Source organism: Halomonas sp. MCCC 1A11062, from assembly GCF_021404355.1.
In the GTDB taxonomy this organism is placed as follows: Bacteria; Pseudomonadota; Gammaproteobacteria; order Pseudomonadales; family Halomonadaceae; genus Halomonas; species Halomonas aerodenitrificans.
This window is the reverse complement of sequence record NZ_JABFTW010000007.1, coordinates 74,456-92,841: the sequence shown is the minus strand read 5'-3', so window position 1 is coordinate 92,841 and position 18,386 is coordinate 74,456. Positions and strand designations below refer to the sequence as shown.

Genomic DNA, 18,386 nt, shown 5'->3' with positions numbered 1-18,386 from the left:
AGGGGAACGATGAGACATCTGATTGGCACATTGGCGGTACTCTGCCTGGCATTGACGGCGACACCGGTCCTGGCGGCATCCACGTTGACCGACCTCGACTTTCGTCAGGGCGAGCGCGGCGAGCTGCTGATCGATCTGAGCTTTCGTGGCGGGGTGCCCGAAGTACGCGGCTACCGGTTGGACGAGCCCGCACGCCTGACCATCGATCTCGTCGATACGGCCAACGCTCTGGAGCGTCGCCGTCTCGACCTGGGCATCGGCGGCGTCGAGCAGGTCACGGCGCTCGAAGCCGGCTCGCGTACGCGGCTGGTCTTTCACATGGACCGCCCGCTACCCTACGACACCGTGCAGCAGGGCGACCAGCTGCGGCTGACCATCGGCGGTCCGGCGACCGCGCCGTCCACGGCCGCGGCGCGCCCCGAGCCGGCGGCGCCTCAGACCTCGGCGCCGGCATCGGCTGCCCCCAGCGGCATGCCGAGTATCGCCGACATCGACTTTCGCCGCGGCGAGGGCGGCGCGGGGCGGTTGATCGTCACCTTCGATCGGGGCGGGGTCGACGCCAGGGTGCGCGAATCGGGCCGCAACCGCATCGTCGCCGAACTAAGCGGTGTCGACCTGCCGGAGGCGCACAACCAGGTGCTCGACGTCAGCGACTTCGGCACGCCGCTGCGGCGCATCACGCCGCGGGTCGGGCGCGACGGCGTGACCCTCGAGATAGAGGGCAGCGGCGAGTTCGCCATGCTCTCCACCCAGAGCGGGCGTCAGCTCACCATCGAGGCGCAGCCCGTCACCCAGCAGGAGCGCGAGCAGCGGATACGCCAGCAGTTCCCCTATACCGGCGAGCGCATCACGCTCAACTTCCAGGACATCGAGGTGCGCTCGGTGCTGGCGATCATCGCCGATTTCACCGGACTCAACCTGGTGGCCAGCGACAGCGTGACCGGCCAGGTCACCCTCAACCTGCAGGACGTGCCCTGGGATCAGGCGCTCGACCTGGTGCTCAAGAGCCACGGCCTGGCCAGTCGCCAGGAGGGCAACGTGATCATGGTGGCCCCGGCCAGCGAGCTGGCCAACATCGAGCGTCAGGAGCTCGAGGCGCGGGCCCAGGTCGAGACCCTGGCGCCGTTGGTCTCGGAGTACGTTCAGGTGCGCTATGCCCGCGCCGAGGATCTGGCGCAGCTGCTGCGCGGCGGCGACGGCTTCGGCCTGCTCACCGAGCGCGGCCGCGTGGCGGTGGATCAGCGCACCAACACCCTGCTGATCCAGGACACCGCCGACCAGATCCAGGAGATCCTGCGCACCCTGGATCAGCTCGACGTGGCGGTGCGTCAGGTGCAGATCGAGGCGCGTATCGTCATCGCCCGCGATGGCGTGACCCAGGAGCTAGGCGTCAACTGGGGGGCGTCCACCACTCGAGGCTTTAGACTTGCAGAAGATGGAACTTGGAATAGGGATACTATTGAATTTCCGGAGGATCCTTCTCGATTCACGCCGGGGGCTGGAGAGATCGTTGGTCAGCAGCAGCGAAATCGAGGAGCGCCATACTACGCCCCAGATAATCAAAACCCACTACGAATGAGGCGTGGTTCAGGTAGCTTGGCTGTAGATCTGGGGTCGGCTAGTCCTATGTCGGCTTTTGGATTTGGTTATTTAGCTGGCGACATCCTGCTCGATCTCGAGCTGCGGGCACTGGAGAGCGAGAACAAGAGTCAGACCATCTCGCAGCCGCGGGTGATCACCGCCAACCAGCGCACCGCCATCATCCAGCAGGGCGAGGAGCGGGCCTTCCAGACCATCAGCGACCGGGGTACCGAGACCGACTTCAAGGAGGCGCTGCTGTCGCTCGAGGTGACGCCGCAGATCACCCCGGACAATCGCATCATCATGGATCTGGTGATCACCAACGACAGCTTCCGTGAGGCCCTGCCGGGCCAGGCGCCGCCCATCGATACCAATCGCATCGAGACCCAGGTGCTGGTCGACAACGGCGAGACGGTGGTGCTCGGCGGCATTCTCACCACCGAACAGCTGAGCCGTCTGGCCAAGACGCCCTTCTTCGGCGACCTGCCTGTGCTGGGCAGGCTTTTCCGGTACAATGAGTCGAGCAATCAGAAGGTGGAGCTGCTGGTCTTCATCACTCCACGCATACTCGAGGACGGCCTGGCGATTCGCTGATGCAGGACTTGCCCAATCTGATATTGATCGGCCCCATGGGGGCGGGAAAGAGCACCATCGGCCGCCTTCTGGCGGCCGAACTTTCGCGTCAGTTCCTCGACAGCGACCATGAGATCCAGGCTCGCTGCGGGGCCGATATCCCCTGGATCTTCGACGTCGAGGGCGAGGCGGGCTTTCGCCAGCGCGAAGTGCAGATGATCGAAGAGCTGACCGAGCTCGAAGGGGTGGTCATTGCCACCGGCGGCGGGGCGGTACTGCGCGAGGAGAACCGTCGGCGGCTGCGCGAGCGAGGCACCGTGATCTATCTGTTCACCACCGTCGAGCAGCAGCTCAAGCGCGTGGCCAAGGATCGCAACCGTCCCTTGTTGCAGCGCCCCGACCGTGAGCAGGTGCTGCGCGAGATGTTCGATCTGCGCGACCCGCTCTATCGCGCCACGGCCGATATCGTGGTGCGCACCGACCGGCGCAGCCCCCGTGCGGTGGTCAACGAGATCGTGCGCCGCGTGCAGCGGCTGGTCGACCCTCTACAAGCCAAGGCCTGAACCATGACCGAGAGCGAAACCTCCATCGTCCCGCGCACGCTTCAGGTGGCGCTGGGCGAGCGCAGCTATCCCATCCACATCGGTGCCGGCCTGCTCGGCGATCCGGCCTGGCTGACGCCCTACCTGGCCGGGCGCCAGGTCATGATCGTCACCAACGAAGCGGTTGCCCCCTATTACCTGGCGCGCCTCAAGGCGGGGCTGCCGAGTGACGCCATGGTGCGCGAACTGGTGCTGCCCGACGGCGAGACGACCAAGACCCTGGCCAGCGTCGGCCTTGTCTGGGATGCGCTGCTGGAGGCCGGCTTCAACCGACGCTGCACCCTGATCGCCCTGGGTGGCGGGGTGATCGGCGACATGGTCGGCTTCGCCGCCGCCTGCTATCAGCGCGGCGTGGCGTTCATCCAGGTGCCCACCACGCTGCTCTCCCAGGTGGACTCTTCGGTAGGCGGCAAGACCGGTGTCAATCATCCGCTGGGCAAGAACATGATCGGTGCCTTCTGGCAGCCGCGGGCGGTGCTGATCGACACCGATACCCTGCGCACGCTGCCGGCCAAGGAGCTCTCGGCGGGGCTGGCCGAGGTGATCAAGTACGGTCTGATCCGCGATGCCGAGTTCCTCGCCTGGTTGGAAGACGAAATGACCGCGCTGAGGGCCTTGCAGCCGGAGGCACTGGCCTGGGCCATCGAGCGCAGCTGTCTGCTCAAGGCCGAGATCGTGGCCGAGGACGAAACCGAGCAGGGCGTACGCGCGCTGCTCAACCTCGGGCATACCTTCGGTCATGCCATCGAGGCGCACCAGGGCTACGGCCAGTGGCTGCACGGCGAGGCGGTGGGGGTCGGCATGCTGATGGCGGCCGAGCTCTCGCATCGGCTCGGCTGGCTGAATGCCGGCGACGTCGAGCGCACCGCCAGTATCATCGCCGCCGCCGGCCTGCCGCTCGAGGCGCCCGCCGACATGGACGTGGAAGACTTCCTCACCCGCATGCGTCTGGACAAGAAGAATGTCGACGAGCGCCTGCGCCTGATCCTGCTCGAGGCGCTGGGCCGGGCGGTGATCCACGACCAGACCCCTCGGGAGCTGCTCGAGGAGTTGCTGGCTACGTTCCCCCGGCACTGAGGTTTCCTCGGCACTGACGTTCCGCCCATTTTCCCTCTCTTGAGCGCAAGCAGGCCGCACGAAGCGATTCGTGCGGCCTGCTTGCCGTTTGTCGGCTGCTGTTCTGAACTGTTCTGAGCGACCCGTGTTGCATCTCAGGCATCAAATCCGTATGCCTCATGCCGTATCGGCATGGGGAAAATGGGTGTTTTTAGACTAAAGTCGCATATTCGGTTTCGAGCGTTTGAAATCCGTTTATGGGTTTCGCAAGTCTTTGAACTGGTGGTTTTTTTTGCTTTGATTCATTCAGCAAGTTGCGGATTTGACGAGAGTTTTGGAGGCGGTGTGGCGGGCGGGAGATTGCACGGCGGGGCAGTAAGTGTCTATGCTGGGCGTCCTTTTCTCGCGACGGCAGCAGGCTGCTCTTGGCAGTCATAACAAGAAGAAAACAGATCAAAATACATAACTGCTGTTGTTTGGTCAATAGTCATTTTCTGAGGCACGCCCATGAACCGAGGCCTTCATCAACCAGGCGAGTTCCGTGACAACTGCGGGTTCGGCCTGATCGCACATATGGAAGGGCAGGCCAGCCACGATCTGCTGCGTACCGCCATCGAGTCTCTCACCTGCATGACCCATCGCGGCGGTATTGCCGCCGATGGCAAGACCGGTGACGGCTGCGGTCTGCTGCTGAAAATGCCCGAGGCCTTCATGCGCGAGGCCGCCGCCGAGGCGCTCGACGTCGAGCTGGGTGAACTGTTCGCCGTGGGCGCGGTGTTTCTGCCCGACGACGACGCCAAGGAGGCTCGCGCCCGCGGCATCCTGGAAGGTGAGCTGCGTGCCTGCGGCCTGGTGATCCGCGGCTGGCGCAACGTGCCGGTGGATCCCACCTACTGCGGGCCCATCGCCCGCGCCTGCCTGCCGCGCATTCGCCATCTGTTCGTTGAGCCGGGCAAGCTCAGCGACCCCGAGCGCTTCGACGTCGATCTGTTCATGGCCCGCCGCCGGGCCGAGCAGATGCTGCGCGACGAGCAGGACTTCTACGTCAGCTCGCTGTCGTCCCAGGTGATCTCCTACAAGGGCCTGATGATGCCGGTGGATCTTCCCACCTTCTATCAGGACCTGGGCGACGAGCGGCTGCAGACCTCGATCTGCGTGTTCCACCAGCGCTTCTCCACCAATACCGAGCCGCGCTGGCCGCTGGCGCAGCCGTTCCGCTTCCTCGCCCACAACGGCGAGATCAACACCATCGAAGCCAACCGCGGCTGGGCCAACTCGCGCAAGGAGAACTTCGTCAACGAGCGGCTGCCCGACATCGCCGAGCTCGACGAGATCGTCAATACCACGGGCTCCGACTCCTCGAGCATGGACAACATGCTCGAAGTGCTGCTGATGGGCGGCATGGAGCTGCACCGGGCGGTGCGCATGATGGTGCCGCCGGCCTGGCAGAACGTCGAGACCATGGGGGCGGAGCTGCGCGCCTTCTACGAATACAACTCCATGCACATGGAGCCGTGGGACGGCCCTGCCGGTCTGGTCATGACCGACGGCCGCCAGGCGGTCTGCATGCTCGACCGCAACGGCCTGCGTCCGGCGCGCTGGGTGATCACCAAGAACGGCTACATCACCCTGGCCTCGGAGATCGGCACCTACGATTACAAGCCCGACGATGTGGTGGCCAAGGGGCGCGTCGGCCCGGGTCAGATCCTCGCCGTGGACACCCAAACCGGCGAAGTGCTGCACACCGGAGACATCGACGAGCGGCTGAAGTCCGCCTATCCCTACAAGCGCTGGCTCAAGGAGGAGGCGCACTATCTGGAATCGGCGCTGACCGAGCTGGCCAGCTTCCAGAACATGGACTCCGATGCGGTCAATACCTGGCAGAAGATGTTCCAGGTCAGCTTCGAGGAGCGTGACCAGGTGTTGCGCCCGCTGGCCGAGAGCGGTCAGGAGGCGGTGGGCTCCATGGGTGACGACACCCCCATGGCAGTGCTGTCCGGCCGCAGCCGGCTGCTCACCGACTACTTCCGCCAGAAGTTCGCCCAGGTCACCAACCCGCCCATCGACCCGCTGCGCGAAGCGATCGTGATGTCGCTGGAGACCTGCATCGGCGCCGAGCTCAACGTGTTCAAGGCCACGCCCGAGCATGCCCACCGGATCATTCTGACCACGCCGGTGCTGTCGCCGCGCAAGTTCACCGCGCTGCTCGAGCAGGACGACCCGGCCTTCTCCCATCACCGCCTCTGCCTGGGCTACGACCCGGAGCGGATGGGGCTCAAGGCGGCCATCATCGAGCTGTGCCGCCAGGCCGAAGCCGCGGTGCACGAGGGCAAGGTGATCCTGGTGCTGTCGGACGCCAACCTGGAGAAGGGGCAGCTGCCGATCCACGCCGCGCTGGCGGTGGGGGCGGTGCACCACCATCTAGGCAAGCTGGCCCTCCGCCCGCGCGCCAACATCGTGGTCGAGACCGGCTATGCCCGCGACGCTCACCAGATGGCGGTGCTGTTCGGTGTCGGCGCCACCGCGGTGTTCCCGTGGCTGGCCTACCAGGTGATGGCCGACATGCATCGCACCGGCGAGCTCAGCGGCAACCCGGCCGATGCCCGCGAGAACTACCGCAAGGGCATGCAGAAGGGGCTCTACAAGATCCTCTCCAAGATGGGGATCTCGACGCTGGCCTCCTACCGCGGCTCGCAGCTGTTCGAGGCGGTGGGGCTCTCCTCCGAGGTGATCGAGCTGTGCTTCACCGGCATGGCCTCGCGCATCGAGGGCACCGGCTTCAGCGAGCTGCAGCTGCAGCAGGAGCTGCTGGCCCGTGACGCCTGGACGCCGCGCAAGGGCATCGCCCAGGGCGGCCTGCTCAAGTACGTGCACGACCACGAGTATCACGCCTACAATCCCGACGTGGTGAAGGCGTTGCAGGAGGCCGTGCAGGAGGGCGACTACGCCAAGTGGAAGAAATTCGCCCGACTGGTCAACGAGCGCCCCGCTGCGACCATCCGCGACCTGTTCAAGCTCAAGGCCGCCGAAGCGGCGCTGCCGCTCGAGGAGGTGGAGTCGATCGATGAGCTGATTCCGCGCTTCGACAGTGCCGGCATGTCGCTGGGCGCGCTCTCCCCCGAGGCTCATGAAGCGCTGGCCCAGGCCATGAACGAGGCCGGCGGGCGCTCCAACTCCGGCGAGGGCGGCGAGGATCCGGCGCGCTACGGCACCATTCGCAGCTCCAAGATCAAGCAGGTCGCTTCCGGACGCTTCGGCGTCACCCCGACCTATCTGGTCAACGCCGAAGTGCTGCAGATCAAGGTGGCCCAGGGCGCCAAGCCCGGCGAGGGCGGACAGCTGCCCGGCGGCAAGGTCAACGACCTGATCGCGCGGCTGCGCTACTCGGTGCCCGGCGTGACGCTGATTTCGCCGCCGCCGCACCACGACATCTATTCCATCGAGGACCTGGCGCAGCTGATCTTCGACCTCAAGCAGGTCAACCCGGAGGCGCAGGTGTCGGTGAAGCTGGTCTCCGAGCCTGGCATCGGCACCATTGCCACCGGCGTGGCCAAGGCCTATGCCGACCTGATCACCGTGTCCGGCTACGACGGCGGCACCGCAGCCAGCCCGCTGACCTCGATCAAGCACGCCGGCTCGCCGTGGGAGCTGGGTCTGCCCGAGGTGCATCAGGCGCTGCGCATCAACGGCCTGCGCGACAAGATCCGTCTGCAGACCGACGGCGGCCTGAAAACCGGCCTCGACGTGGTCAAGGCGGCGATCCTCGGCGCCGAGAGCTTCGGTTTCGGCACCGCGCCGATGGTGGCGCTGGGCTGCAAGTATCTGCGCATCTGCCACCTCAACAACTGTGCCACCGGTGTGGCCACCCAGCATCAGTACCTGCGCGACGAGCATTTCCGCGGCACCGTGGACATGGTCAAGAACTACTTCCGCTTCATCGCCGAAGAAGTGCGTGAGCTGATGGCGATGATGGGCGTGCGCAAGCTGACCGACCTGATCGGTCGCACCGACCTGCTCGAGGTGCTGGAGGGTGAGACCGCTTCCCAGCGCAAGCTCGACCTGACGCCGCTGCTGGTCAACGACTTCGTGCCCGCCGACGCGCCGCAGTTCTGCCAGGTCAGCCGCAATGTGCCGCATGACCCGGGCGCCAAGAACCAGGAGGTGCTGGCCGCTATCGAGCAGGCCATTGCCGACAAGAGCGGCGGTGAGTTCTCGTTCACCATCACCAACTGCGACCGTTCGGTGCCGGCGCTCTCCTCGGGTGCGGTGGCCAAGCACTACGGCGAAGCCGGCCTCGAGGACGCCCCGATCACGCTGCGCTTCACCGGCGTGGCCGGGCAGAGCTTCGGTGTGTGGAACGCCCGCGGTCTCAATCTCTACCTGGAAGGCGATGCCAACGACTATGTCGGCAAGGGCATGAACGGCGGCAAGGTGGTGCTGGTACCGCCCCGCGGCAGCCGTTTCGAGAGCCACAAGACGGCGATCATCGGCAACACCTGCCTGTACGGCGCCACCGGTGGCAAGCTGTTTGCCGCCGGCACTGCCGGCGAGCGCTTCGCCGTGCGTAACTCCGGCGCCCATGCAGTGATCGAGGGGGCCGGCGACCACTGCTGCGAGTACATGACCGGCGGCTTGGTCTGCGTCCTCGGCGAGACCGGGGTCAACTTCGGTGCCGGCATGACAGGTGGCTTTGCCTACGTGCTCGACGAGGACCGCTCCTTCGTCGATCGCTACAACCATGAGCTGGTGGAGATTCACCGGATCAACACCGAGGCCATGGAGGCCTACCGGCGTCACCTGCGGGAGATCATCGAGGAGTTCGTGAGTGAGACGAACTCTGCCCGCGGACACGAGATTCTCGACGACTTCAGCGAACACGTGCGTCATTTCTGGCTGGTCAAGCCCAAGGCGGCAAGCCTTGGCAGCCTGCTCGACGAATCGCGCAGACGTCCCGAGTGAGCCGGATTCCAGGAGATACGCAAATGGCCAACCGATTGACCAGAAACGACTTTCAATTCCTCGACGTGGGCCGTCAAGACCCGCAGAAGAAGGATGCCCGGACCCGCTCGCGCGAGTTCGCCGAGATCTACGAGCCGTACAAGCCCCAGGAGGCGGCCAGCCAGTCGCACCGCTGCCTGCACTGCGGCAACCCGTACTGCGAGTGGAAGTGCCCGGTGCACAACTACATTCCCAACTGGCTGCAACTCGTGGCCGAGGGCAACATCCTCGAGGCCGCCGAGCTGTCGCACAAGACCAACTCGCTGCCCGAGGTGTGCGGCCGGGTGTGCCCGCAGGATCGCCTGTGCGAGGGCGCCTGCACCCTCAACGACGGCTTCGGCGCGGTGACCATCGGTTCGGTGGAGAAGTACATTACCGATACCGCCTTCGCCATGGGCTGGCGCCCCGACATGTCTCAGGTCGTTTGGACCGACAAGAAGGTCGCCATCATCGGGGCCGGTCCGGCCGGGCTCGGCTGTGCCGATATCCTGGTGCGCAATGGCGTCAAGCCGGTGGTGTTCGACAAATACCCCGAGATCGGCGGCCTGCTGACTTTCGGCATACCCGAGTTCAAGCTCGACAAGACGGTAATGGAGCGGCGGCGTGCGGTGTTCGAGGAGATGGGCATCGAGTTCCGTCTCAATGTCGAGGTGGGCAAGGATGTCACCATGGAACAGCTGCTCGAAGAGTACGACGCGGTGTTCCTCGGTATGGGCACCTACAAGTACATGACCGGCGGCTTCCCCGGCGAGGACCTGCCCGGCGTGCACAAGGCACTCGACTATCTGATCGCCAACGTCAACCACTGCCTCGGCTTCGAGAAGGATCCGGCCGATTACGTCTCGCTGGAAGGCCAGAAGGTGGTGGTGCTAGGCGGCGGCGACACCGCCATGGACTGCAACCGCACGGCGATTCGCCAGGGTGCGGCCACGGTGACCTGCGCCTACCGCCGAGACGAGGAGAACATGCCCGGCTCCAAGCGCGAGGTGGCCAACGCCCGCGAGGAGGGCGTGGAGTTCCTGTTCAACCGTCAGCCGGTGGCGGTGGTCGGTGAAGGCAAGGTCGAGGGGGTCAAGGTGGTGCGCACGCGTCTGGGCGAGCCCGACGAGAACGGCCGTCGTCGCCCCGAGGTGGTGCCCGGCTCCGAGGAGATCCTGCAGGCCGATGCCGTGGTCATTGCCTTCGGCTTCCAGCCGAGCCCGGCACCCTGGTTCGAGAAGTTCGGCATCGAGCTCGACGAGCGCGACCGTGTGCTGGCGCCCGAGAAGGGCACCTACGCCTTCCAGACCACCAACGAGAAGATCTTCGCCGGCGGCGACATGGTGCGCGGCTCCGATCTGGTGGTCACCGCCGTGTTCGAAGGCCGTCAGGCCGCCGAGGGTATCCTCGACTACCTGAAGGTTTGAGGCTCTGCTGATGTGGGGCGGGCCTATGTGCCCGCTCCCACGGCTCTCCCGTCGACAGGTCTAGGCGGGAGCGCTGTGAAAACAGTCTGTCGTATCGCTACGGTGAGCGGCGCCGGGGGCAGGCCAAAGAGGAGGTCTTTTGCCAGGGAAGGCAAAAGTAGCGCCCAGGGATGGGTTCACAGCGCCTCCTCGACGGCCTGCCCCCGGTACAGCCGCGTTCGAGGCCGCCAAGACCACTCAAAGTCACTAAGTCGGCTGAAATTGAGCCATTGGTCGTAATCTGCTACGCTGTCGTCCCATCCTGGCGCGGCTTTCTGCCGGGCCTACCGATCACGTTTCGACAGGTTCTCCATGACACGATATATCTTCGTGACCGGCGGCGTTGTGTCCTCTCTTGGCAAGGGCATCGCGTCGGCCTCGCTGGCGGCGATTCTCGAGGCGCGTGGCCTCAAGGTCACCATGCTCAAGCTCGATCCCTACATCAACGTGGATCCGGGCACCATGAGCCCCTTCCAGCACGGCGAGGTGTTCGTCACCGAAGATGGCGCCGAGACCGACCTCGACCTGGGCCACTACGAGCGCTTCATCCGCACCAAGATGACCCAGGGCAACAACTTCACCACCGGCCGCGTCTACGAGCACGTGCTGCGTCGTGAGCGCCGCGGCGACTACCTGGGCGGCACCGTGCAGGTGATCCCGCATATCACCGACGAGATCAAGCGTCGTGTGTATGCCGGCGGCGAGGGCTTCGACGTGGCGCTGGTGGAGATCGGCGGTACCGTGGGCGACATCGAGTCGCTGCCGTTCCTCGAGTCGATCCGCCAGATCCGCAGCGAGCTGGGGGCGAGCCGGGCGATCTTCATGCACTTGACCCTGGTGCCCTACATCAAGACCGCCGGCGAGACCAAGACCAAGCCGACCCAGCACAGCGTCAAGGAGCTGCGCTCCATCGGTATCCAGCCCGACATCCTGATCTGTCGCAGCGAAGTCGAGCTGGAAGAGACCGAGCGGCGTAAGATCGCGCTGTTCACCAACGTCGAAGAGCGCGCCGTGGTGCCGCTGCAGGACGCCGACACCATCTACCGCATTCCGCTGATGCTCCACGAGCACGGCCTCGACGAGATCGTCTGCGACAAGCTGCGTCTCGAGGCGGCGCCGGCCGATCTCACCGAGTGGGTTCACGTGCTCGATGCCAAGCTCAACCCGCTGAAGTCGATCAACATCGCCATGGTCGGCAAGTACATGGAGTTGCTCGACGCCTACAAGTCGCTCAACGAGGCGCTGATCCACGCCGGCATCCAGACCCGGGTCAAGGTCAACGTCGACTACATCGACTCCGAGATCATCGAGCGTCAGGGCACCGAACGCCTGGCCGGCAAGGACGCGATCCTGGTGCCTGGCGGCTTCGGCGAGCGCGGCGTGGAGGGCAAGATCGCGACCGCCCGCTACGCTCGCGAGAACGGCATCCCCTATCTCGGTATCTGTCTCGGCATGCAGGTGGCGGTGATCGAATTTGCCCGCCATGTGGCCGGTTGGGAAGATGCCAACTCCACCGAGTTCACCCACGACACCCAGCATCCGGTGGTCGGCCTGATCACCGAGTGGATCAACGCCGAGGGCAAGATCGAGCTGCGTGACGCAGCCTCGGACCTGGGCGGCACCATGCGCCTGGGCGGCCAGGTGTGTCACCTTGCAGCGGGCAGCAAGGCGCGCGAGGCCTACGGCAGTGACGAGATCGTCGAGCGCCATCGCCACCGTTTCGAAGTCAACAACCAGTTCATCGAGCAGTTGGAGAAGGCCGGTCTGGTGGTCTCCGGCAAGAGCGTCGACAATTCGCTGGTGGAGATGATCGAGCTGCCCGACCACCCTTGGTTCGTGGCCTGCCAGTTCCATCCCGAGTTCACCTCCACGCCGCGCGACGGCCATCCGCTGTTCACCGGCTTCGTCAACGCGGCGCTGGAGCACAAGGCGGCGCGCGCTCGCGCGCTCTCCTCGCATCAGGAGTGAGACCATGTCTGCCATGACCCCGTCCACACCCGAACGTCATATCTCCTTTGCCGGCCTCACCGCCGGCAATTCTTTGCCGCTGATGCTACTTGGCGGCATGAACGTGCTGGAGTCCCGTGAGCTGGCCCTCGAGGTGGCCGAGACCTATGTCGAGGTGACCGACCGGCTCGGCATGCCTTATGTGTTCAAGGCCAGTTTCGACAAGGCCAACCGCAGCTCCATCCACTCCTTCCGCGGCCCCGGCCTGGAAAAGGGGCTGGAGATACTGGCCGAGATCAAGCAGCGCTTCGGCGTACCGGTGATCACCGACGTGCACGAGCCGTGGCAGGCCGAGCCGGTGGCCGAGGTGGCCGACATCATTCAGCTGCCGGCCTTCCTGGCGCGCCAGACCGACCTGGTAGTGGCCATGGCCCGGACCGGTGCGGTGATCAACATCAAGAAGCCGCAGTTCCTGGCACCCCACGAAATGCGCCACATCATTCGCAAGTGCGAAGAGGCGGGCAACGATCGCGTGTTGCTTTGCGAACGTGGATCGAGCTTCGGGTATAATAATCTGATCGTCGATATGCTCGGTTTTGGTGATATGAAGCAGACCGGCTGCCCGGTATTCTTCGATGTCACCCACTCCTTGCAGCGTCCGGGCGGGCGCGCCGACAGCGCCGGTGGGCGTCGCCAGCAGGTGGCCGAGCTGGCGCGCGCCGGCATTGCCGTGGGGCTGGCCGGGCTGTTCCTCGAGGCGCATCCGGACCCCGACAGCGCCCTGTGCGACGGCCCCTGCGCGCTGCCGCTGGACCAGCTCGAACCCTTTCTGACCCAGGCGAAAGCACTCGACGATCTGGTCAAGGGCTTCCCGGCGCTGAAAATCGAATAACGGCTACCCAGGCAGCTCCAAGAGGGTGTTTACAAAAGTCACGAGCGATGGCCAGGCAAGGCGAAATCAGCCGAAAAAGCGGAGTTTACAGGCTTGTAAATGAGCATTTTGAGACTGATTTCAACACAGCATGGGCGAGCGCAGTAGTTTGTAAGCACCCTCTTGAGGCCGAGAGAGAAAGCGGTACCCACGACTCAATCAACGCTGACTGAATGAAAGGACGATAGAGATGACCAAGATTGTCGATATCCAGGCCCTCGAGGTGCTCGACTCCCGCGGCAACCCCACCGTGCAGGCCGAGGTGCGCCTGGAGAGCGGTGCTGTGGGCGTGGCCTGCGCCCCGAGTGGCGCCTCCACCGGCTCCCGCGAGGCGCTGGAGCTGCGCGACGGTGACAAGTCGCGCTACCTGGGCAAGGGCGTGCTGAAGGCGGTGGAAGCCGTCAACGGCGCCATCCGCGAGCGGCTCATCGGGATGGATGCCCGCGACCAGCGCGGTCTCGACAATGCCATGCTCGAACTCGACGGCACCGACAACAAGGCCAAGCTGGGCGCCAATGCCATCCTCGCCGTATCGCTGGCGGCGGCCAAGGCGGCGGCCAACGCCAAGGGTATGCCGCTGTACGCCCACATCGCCGAACTCTACGGCCAGCCGGGCCAGTACAGCATGCCGGTGCCGATGATGAACATCCTCAACGGCGGCGAGCATGCCGACAACAACGTCGACATCCAGGAGTTCATGGTGCAGCCGGTGGGTGCCGCGAACTTCCGCGAGGCCCTGCGGGTCGGCGCCGAGATCTTCCACGCGCTGAAGAAGGTGCTGTCGGCCAAGGGCCTCTCTACCGCCGTGGGCGACGAGGGTGGCTTCGCGCCCAACCTGGAGTCCAACGCCGAGGCGCTCGCCGTGATCAAGCAGGCCGTCGCCGATGCCGGCTACGAGCTTGGCCGTGACGTGACCCTGGCGCTGGACTGCGCCTCCTCCGAGTTCTACAAGGACGGCCAGTACAGCCTCTCCGGTGAGGGCAAGAGCTTCGATGCCAATGGCTTCGTCGACTACCTGGCCGAGCTGTGCGACCAGTACCCCATCGTCTCCATCGAAGACGGCATGGACGAGTCCGACTGGGACGGCTGGAAGGCGCTGACCGACAAGCTCGGCGACAAGGTGCAGCTGGTCGGCGACGATCTGTTCGTCACCAACACCAAGATCCTCAAGCGCGGTATCGACGAGAAGATCGGCAACTCCATCCTGATCAAGTTCAACCAGATCGGCTCTCTCTCCGAGACGCTGGACGCCATCAAGATGGCTCAGGACGCCGGCTTCACCGCCGTCATCTCTCACCGCTCCGGCGAGACCGAGGACACCACCATCGCCGATCTGGCAGTGGGCACCTCGGCCGGTCAGATCAAGACCGGTTCCCTGTGCCGTTCCGACCGCGTGGCCAAGTACAACCGCCTGCTGGTGATCGAGCAGCAGCTCGGCGAGCGGGTGAGCTACCCCGGACGAGGGGCCATCAAAGGGCAGTGATTGGGCTCTGAACCGACGATATCGCTGACAATTTTGTAGGAAATTGCCTACAAAGAGGCGACGATCCAAGCCTAATCCTACTAGGAAAAACCGATGCCTTGAGTGTCGGTTTTTCTTTATCTGGTTGTTTTTAAAGGATTTGATGTTTTCGCTGTCAACCGGCTAGATTTGGCGAGGTTGCCAGGGGCGCGCAGGAGCGCGTTTGCGTCTTTTGGCGGAAATGCCAGAATGCGTGTGGGACAAGGCAGAGCGGGAGGCTCTCCAGCAGGATGCAACGGGATGCTTGATTCGTGGCACGCCCGGTGTGACAGGAAGTCGCCTCCGGGCAGGGAAGCTGCCACTGGAGAGAGGGCGGAAGGAGCCGCCCAAGGAAATGCTGGGAGCCGGGCGGCCTTAGGGCCGCCTTTTTTTTGCCTGTCAATCATGTCTCGTTCATGAGCAAGCCTTGCTCATGAACGATGCCGAAGGCCGCTTGGCCCTTGGCGCATGTCGCCAGGTCTGAAGGGATGGTTGGCGCGCAGGTCGGGAAGAGGGCGCTCAGCGCTCCAGGTACTGCAGCTTGCCCGGCTTGCCATCCCACTCCTCGGCGTCGGCCGGCGGATCCTTCTTCTCGGCAATGTTCGGCCACACCTCGGAGAGTTCGGCGTTGAGCGCGATGAACTCCTCCTGGCCTTCCGGCAGCTCGTCCTCCGAGAAGATCGCTTCGGCGGGGCACTCCGGCTCGCACAGGGCGCAGTCGATGCACTCGTCCGGATGGATCACCAGGAAGTTGGGCCCCTCATAGAAGCAGTCCACCGGGCAGACCTCGACGCAGTCGGTGTACTTGCACTTGATGCAGTTTTCGGTGACGACAAAGGTCATGCCTGTCTCCCTCTTCACGGCCGGGTGCCTTGCCCGGGGTGATGTCGATAACTTGTTTAAGCCTAAAAGTTATAAAAAACCAACTTCTTATAATGGCGATAAAATTGGACGCTTCATTCTAGTCATGGCGGCCTGCCTGAGCAAGCGGCACGGTGCTCATAGCTGCTCGCGCCAGGTATAGATCAACTCCAGCGCCCGGCGCGGCGTCAGCTCATCCGGGTCCAGATCGGCCAGGGCGTCGAGCAGCGGGTGCGGTGCGCTGGCGAACAGGTCGCTCTGCATCGGCTTGGCAGCGTCGCCCCGAGGCATGCCGCCGCCGCGACTGCTCTGGTCGACCTCCTGCTGCTCGAGCTGGGCCAGCTTGTCCCGCGCCCGCGCGATGACCGACTGCGGCACGCCGGCCAGCTGAGCCACCTGCAGGCCGTAGCTCTGGCTGGCGGGGCCCTCTTCCACCCGGTGCATGAAGACGATGCCGTCGCGATGCTCGGCGGCGGTGAGGTGCACGTTGGCCACCCCTTCGGCCTGCTCGGCCAGCGCGGTCATCTCGAAGTAGTGGGTGGCGAACAGGGTGAAGGCGCGGGTGCGGGTCAGGTGCTCGGCGCTGGCCCAGGCCAGCGACAGGCCGTCGAAGGTGCTGGTACCGCGGCCGATCTCGTCCATCAGCACCAGGCTGTGGTCGGTGGCGTTGTGCAGGATGCTGGCGGTCTCGGTCATCTCCACCATGAAGGTGGAGCGTCCGCCGGCCAGGTCGTCCGACGAGCCGATACGGGTGAAGATGCGGTCCACCGGGCCGATGCAGGCCTCGTCCGCCGGCACGAAGCTGCCGGTATGGGCGAGCAGCACGATCAGCGCCGCCTGGCGCATGTAGGTCGATTTACCGCCCATGTTGGGGCCGGTGATCACCAGCATGCGGCGGCTGTCGTCGAGCACCAGGTCGTTGGGCACGAAGGGGGCGTCGCTGACGTGCTCCACCACCGGATGGCGTCCGCCGCGAATCTCGATGCCCGGCGCCTCGGCGAGCCGGGGCCGCGAGAAGCCCAGCGCCTGGGCGCGCTCGGCGAAGGCGCAGAGCACGTCGAGGGCGGCCAGCGCGCGGCCGGTGCCCTGCAGGGGGGCAAGCTCGGCGTTGAGCGAATCGAGCAGGCCGTCGTAGAGCAGCTTTTCGCGGGCCAGGGCGCGCGACTTGGCCGACAGCGCCTTGTCCTCGAACTCCTTGAGTTCGGGGATGATGAAGCGCTCGGCGTTCTTCAGGGTCTGGCGGCGCACGTAGTCCACCGGCACCTCGCGGGCCTGGGCGCGGGGAATCTCGATGTAGTAGCCGTGTACGCGGTTGTAGCCCACCTTGAGGCCGGCCAGGCCGGTGCGCTCGCGCTCGCGGGCCTCGAGCTTCACCAGATAGTCGCCGGCGTGCTCGGCCAGGCCGCGGTAGTCGTCGAGTTCGGCGTCGAAGCCGTCACGAATCACGCCGCCGTCGCGGATCACCACCGGGGGGTTGTCGAACAGCCCCCGGGCGAGCATGTCGGCCAGCTCAGGATAGGGGCGGATATGGTGGGCCAGTTCGTCCAGCGCAGTGCCTTCGCTGTAGTCCTGCAGCTCGCGCTGGAGCTCCGGCAGGGCGAGCAGAGCGTCGCGCAGGCGGGCCAGATCCCGCGGCCGGGCGCTGTAGAGCGCCACCCGCGCGAGAATGCGCTCCACGTCGCCGATCGCCTTGAGCAGCTCGCGCAGGGCGACGAAACCTTCCTGCTCGAGCAGCAGGGCGACCGCCGCCTGGCGCCCCTGCACCTGGTCGCGGTCGCGCAGTGGGCGGTTGAGCCAGCGCTTGAGCAGCCGCGAGCCCATGGCGGTGGCGGTGGTGTCGAGCACGCTGGCCAGCGTATTGTCGCCACCCCCGCCGAGATTGATGTCGATCTCCAGATTGCGCCGGCTGGCGGCGTCGATCACCACGGCGTCGTCGCGGTTCTCCACCCCCAGCGCGGTGACGTGGGGCAGCGGCGAGCGCTGGGTGTCGCGGGCGTATTCGACCAGCACCCCGGCGGCGGTCAGCGCGGCCTCGAGATGGGCACAGCCGAAGCCGCGCAGGTCCTGCACCTGGAACTGGTCGCACAGCAGGCGCGTGGCCGATTCGAGATCGAACAGCCAGTCGCTCTGGCGGCGCAGGCCCGGTCGCCCTTCCAGGGCGGGCGGCAGCGACAGGCTCTCGGCGATGAGCAGCTCGGCGGGGTCGAGACGCTGAAGCTCGGCGAGCATGTCGCCCTCGCCCTCCACCTCGAGCACGCTGAAGCGTCCACTGGAGAGCTCCAGCCAGGCGATGCCCCAGCAGTCGCCGGCCGGGTGCACGGCCACCAGCAGGTTGTCGCGGCGGGCGTCGAGCAGCGCCTCGTCGTGCAGCGTGCCGGGGGTGACGATGCGCACCACGCGGCGCTCCACCGGTCCCTTGCTCGTCGCCGGGTCGCCGATCTGCTCGCAGATCGCCACCGATTCGCCGGCCTTGACCAGGCGCGCCAGGTAGCCCTCGGCGCTGTGGTAGGGTACGCCGGCCATGGGGATCGGCTTACCGGCGGACTGGCCGCGCTGGGTCAGGGTGATGTCGAGCAGGGCGGCGGCGCGCCTGGCGTCGTCGAAGAACAGCTCGTAGAAATCGCCCATGCGATAGAAGAGCAGCACGTCGGGATGCTCGCGCTTGATCTTCAGGTACTGGGCCATCATCGGGGTGTGGGCCGGCATGGCCGTCTGGACCGCGTCGTTCATGCGTTCTCGGCTGGCTCGTCGATTGTATGGGGCGTGGGAGGGCAAGGTTAACATGCACGGCCCGGAGCCGACACGCTCGGGGCCGGCGGGAATCTGCGCAGAGGATGGCCTGTCGCTTCGGGAAGGATGCGCTATGGTGGCAGGCAGTCCCATTCGATCAG

General features: G+C 65.4%; 10 protein-coding genes. 8 read left to right on the top strand and 2 right to left on the bottom strand.

Annotated features, from left to right (window positions below):
* The first annotated feature begins 9 nt into the window (after positions 1–9).
* The 8 genes from pilQ (at position 10) to eno (ending at position 14,616) form a co-directional block, all read left to right on the top strand.
* Positions 10–2,175 (top strand): type IV pilus secretin PilQ, encoded by a 2,166-nt coding sequence (gene pilQ / locus HOP58_RS09640; protein ID WP_234260177.1) that lies wholly within the window; start codon positions 10–12, stop codon positions 2,173–2,175.
* Complete coding sequence (gene aroK / locus HOP58_RS09635) at positions 2,175–2,717, top strand: shikimate kinase AroK (protein WP_086509304.1); 543 nt, start codon at positions 2,175–2,177, stop codon at positions 2,715–2,717. Before pilQ ends, aroK begins: the two co-directional genes overlap by 1 nt.
* A gap of 3 nt (positions 2,718–2,720) precedes the next feature.
* On the top strand, positions 2,721–3,833 hold the full coding sequence (gene aroB / locus HOP58_RS09630; protein ID WP_234260176.1) for a 3-dehydroquinate synthase: 1,113 nt from the start codon (positions 2,721–2,723) through the stop codon (positions 3,831–3,833).
* 486 nt (positions 3,834–4,319) lie between these two features.
* Entirely contained in the window at positions 4,320–8,771 is a 4,452-nt protein-coding gene (gene gltB, locus HOP58_RS09625; RefSeq protein WP_234260175.1) for a glutamate synthase large subunit, read from the top strand.
* 23 nt (positions 8,772–8,794) lie between these two features.
* The gene (locus HOP58_RS09620; RefSeq protein ID WP_026038323.1) at positions 8,795–10,216 is read left to right on the top strand and encodes an FAD-dependent oxidoreductase; all 1,422 of its coding nucleotides are present in this window, start codon (positions 8,795–8,797) and stop codon (positions 10,214–10,216) included.
* 351 nt (positions 10,217–10,567) lie between these two features.
* The gene (locus HOP58_RS09615) at positions 10,568–12,223 is read left to right on the top strand and encodes a CTP synthase (protein ID WP_234252422.1); all 1,656 of its coding nucleotides are present in this window, start codon (positions 10,568–10,570) and stop codon (positions 12,221–12,223) included.
* A gap of 4 nt (positions 12,224–12,227) precedes the next feature.
* On the top strand, positions 12,228–13,094 hold the full coding sequence (gene kdsA, locus HOP58_RS09610) for a 3-deoxy-8-phosphooctulonate synthase (protein ID WP_234260174.1): 867 nt from the start codon (positions 12,228–12,230) through the stop codon (positions 13,092–13,094).
* A 229-nt stretch (positions 13,095–13,323) separates the two neighbouring features.
* Complete coding sequence (gene eno / locus HOP58_RS09605; protein ID WP_086509298.1) at positions 13,324–14,616, top strand: phosphopyruvate hydratase; 1,293 nt, start codon at positions 13,324–13,326, stop codon at positions 14,614–14,616.
* Positions 14,617–15,153: 537 nt separating this feature from the next.
* Here eno and fdxA read toward each other — a convergent pair.
* Together fdxA and mutS are read right to left on the bottom strand one after the other, a co-directional pair.
* On the bottom strand, positions 15,154–15,477 hold the full coding sequence (gene fdxA / locus HOP58_RS09600; protein ID WP_010630102.1) for a ferredoxin FdxA: 324 nt from the start codon (positions 15,475–15,477) through the stop codon (positions 15,154–15,156).
* A gap of 156 nt (positions 15,478–15,633) precedes the next feature.
* Positions 15,634–18,225 carry a DNA mismatch repair protein MutS gene (mutS, locus tag HOP58_RS09595; RefSeq protein WP_103970171.1) on the bottom strand — a complete coding sequence of 864 codons (2,592 nt, stop codon included), beginning with the start codon at positions 18,223–18,225 and terminating at the stop codon, positions 15,634–15,636.
* Between the last annotated feature and the right edge of the window lie 161 nt (positions 18,226–18,386).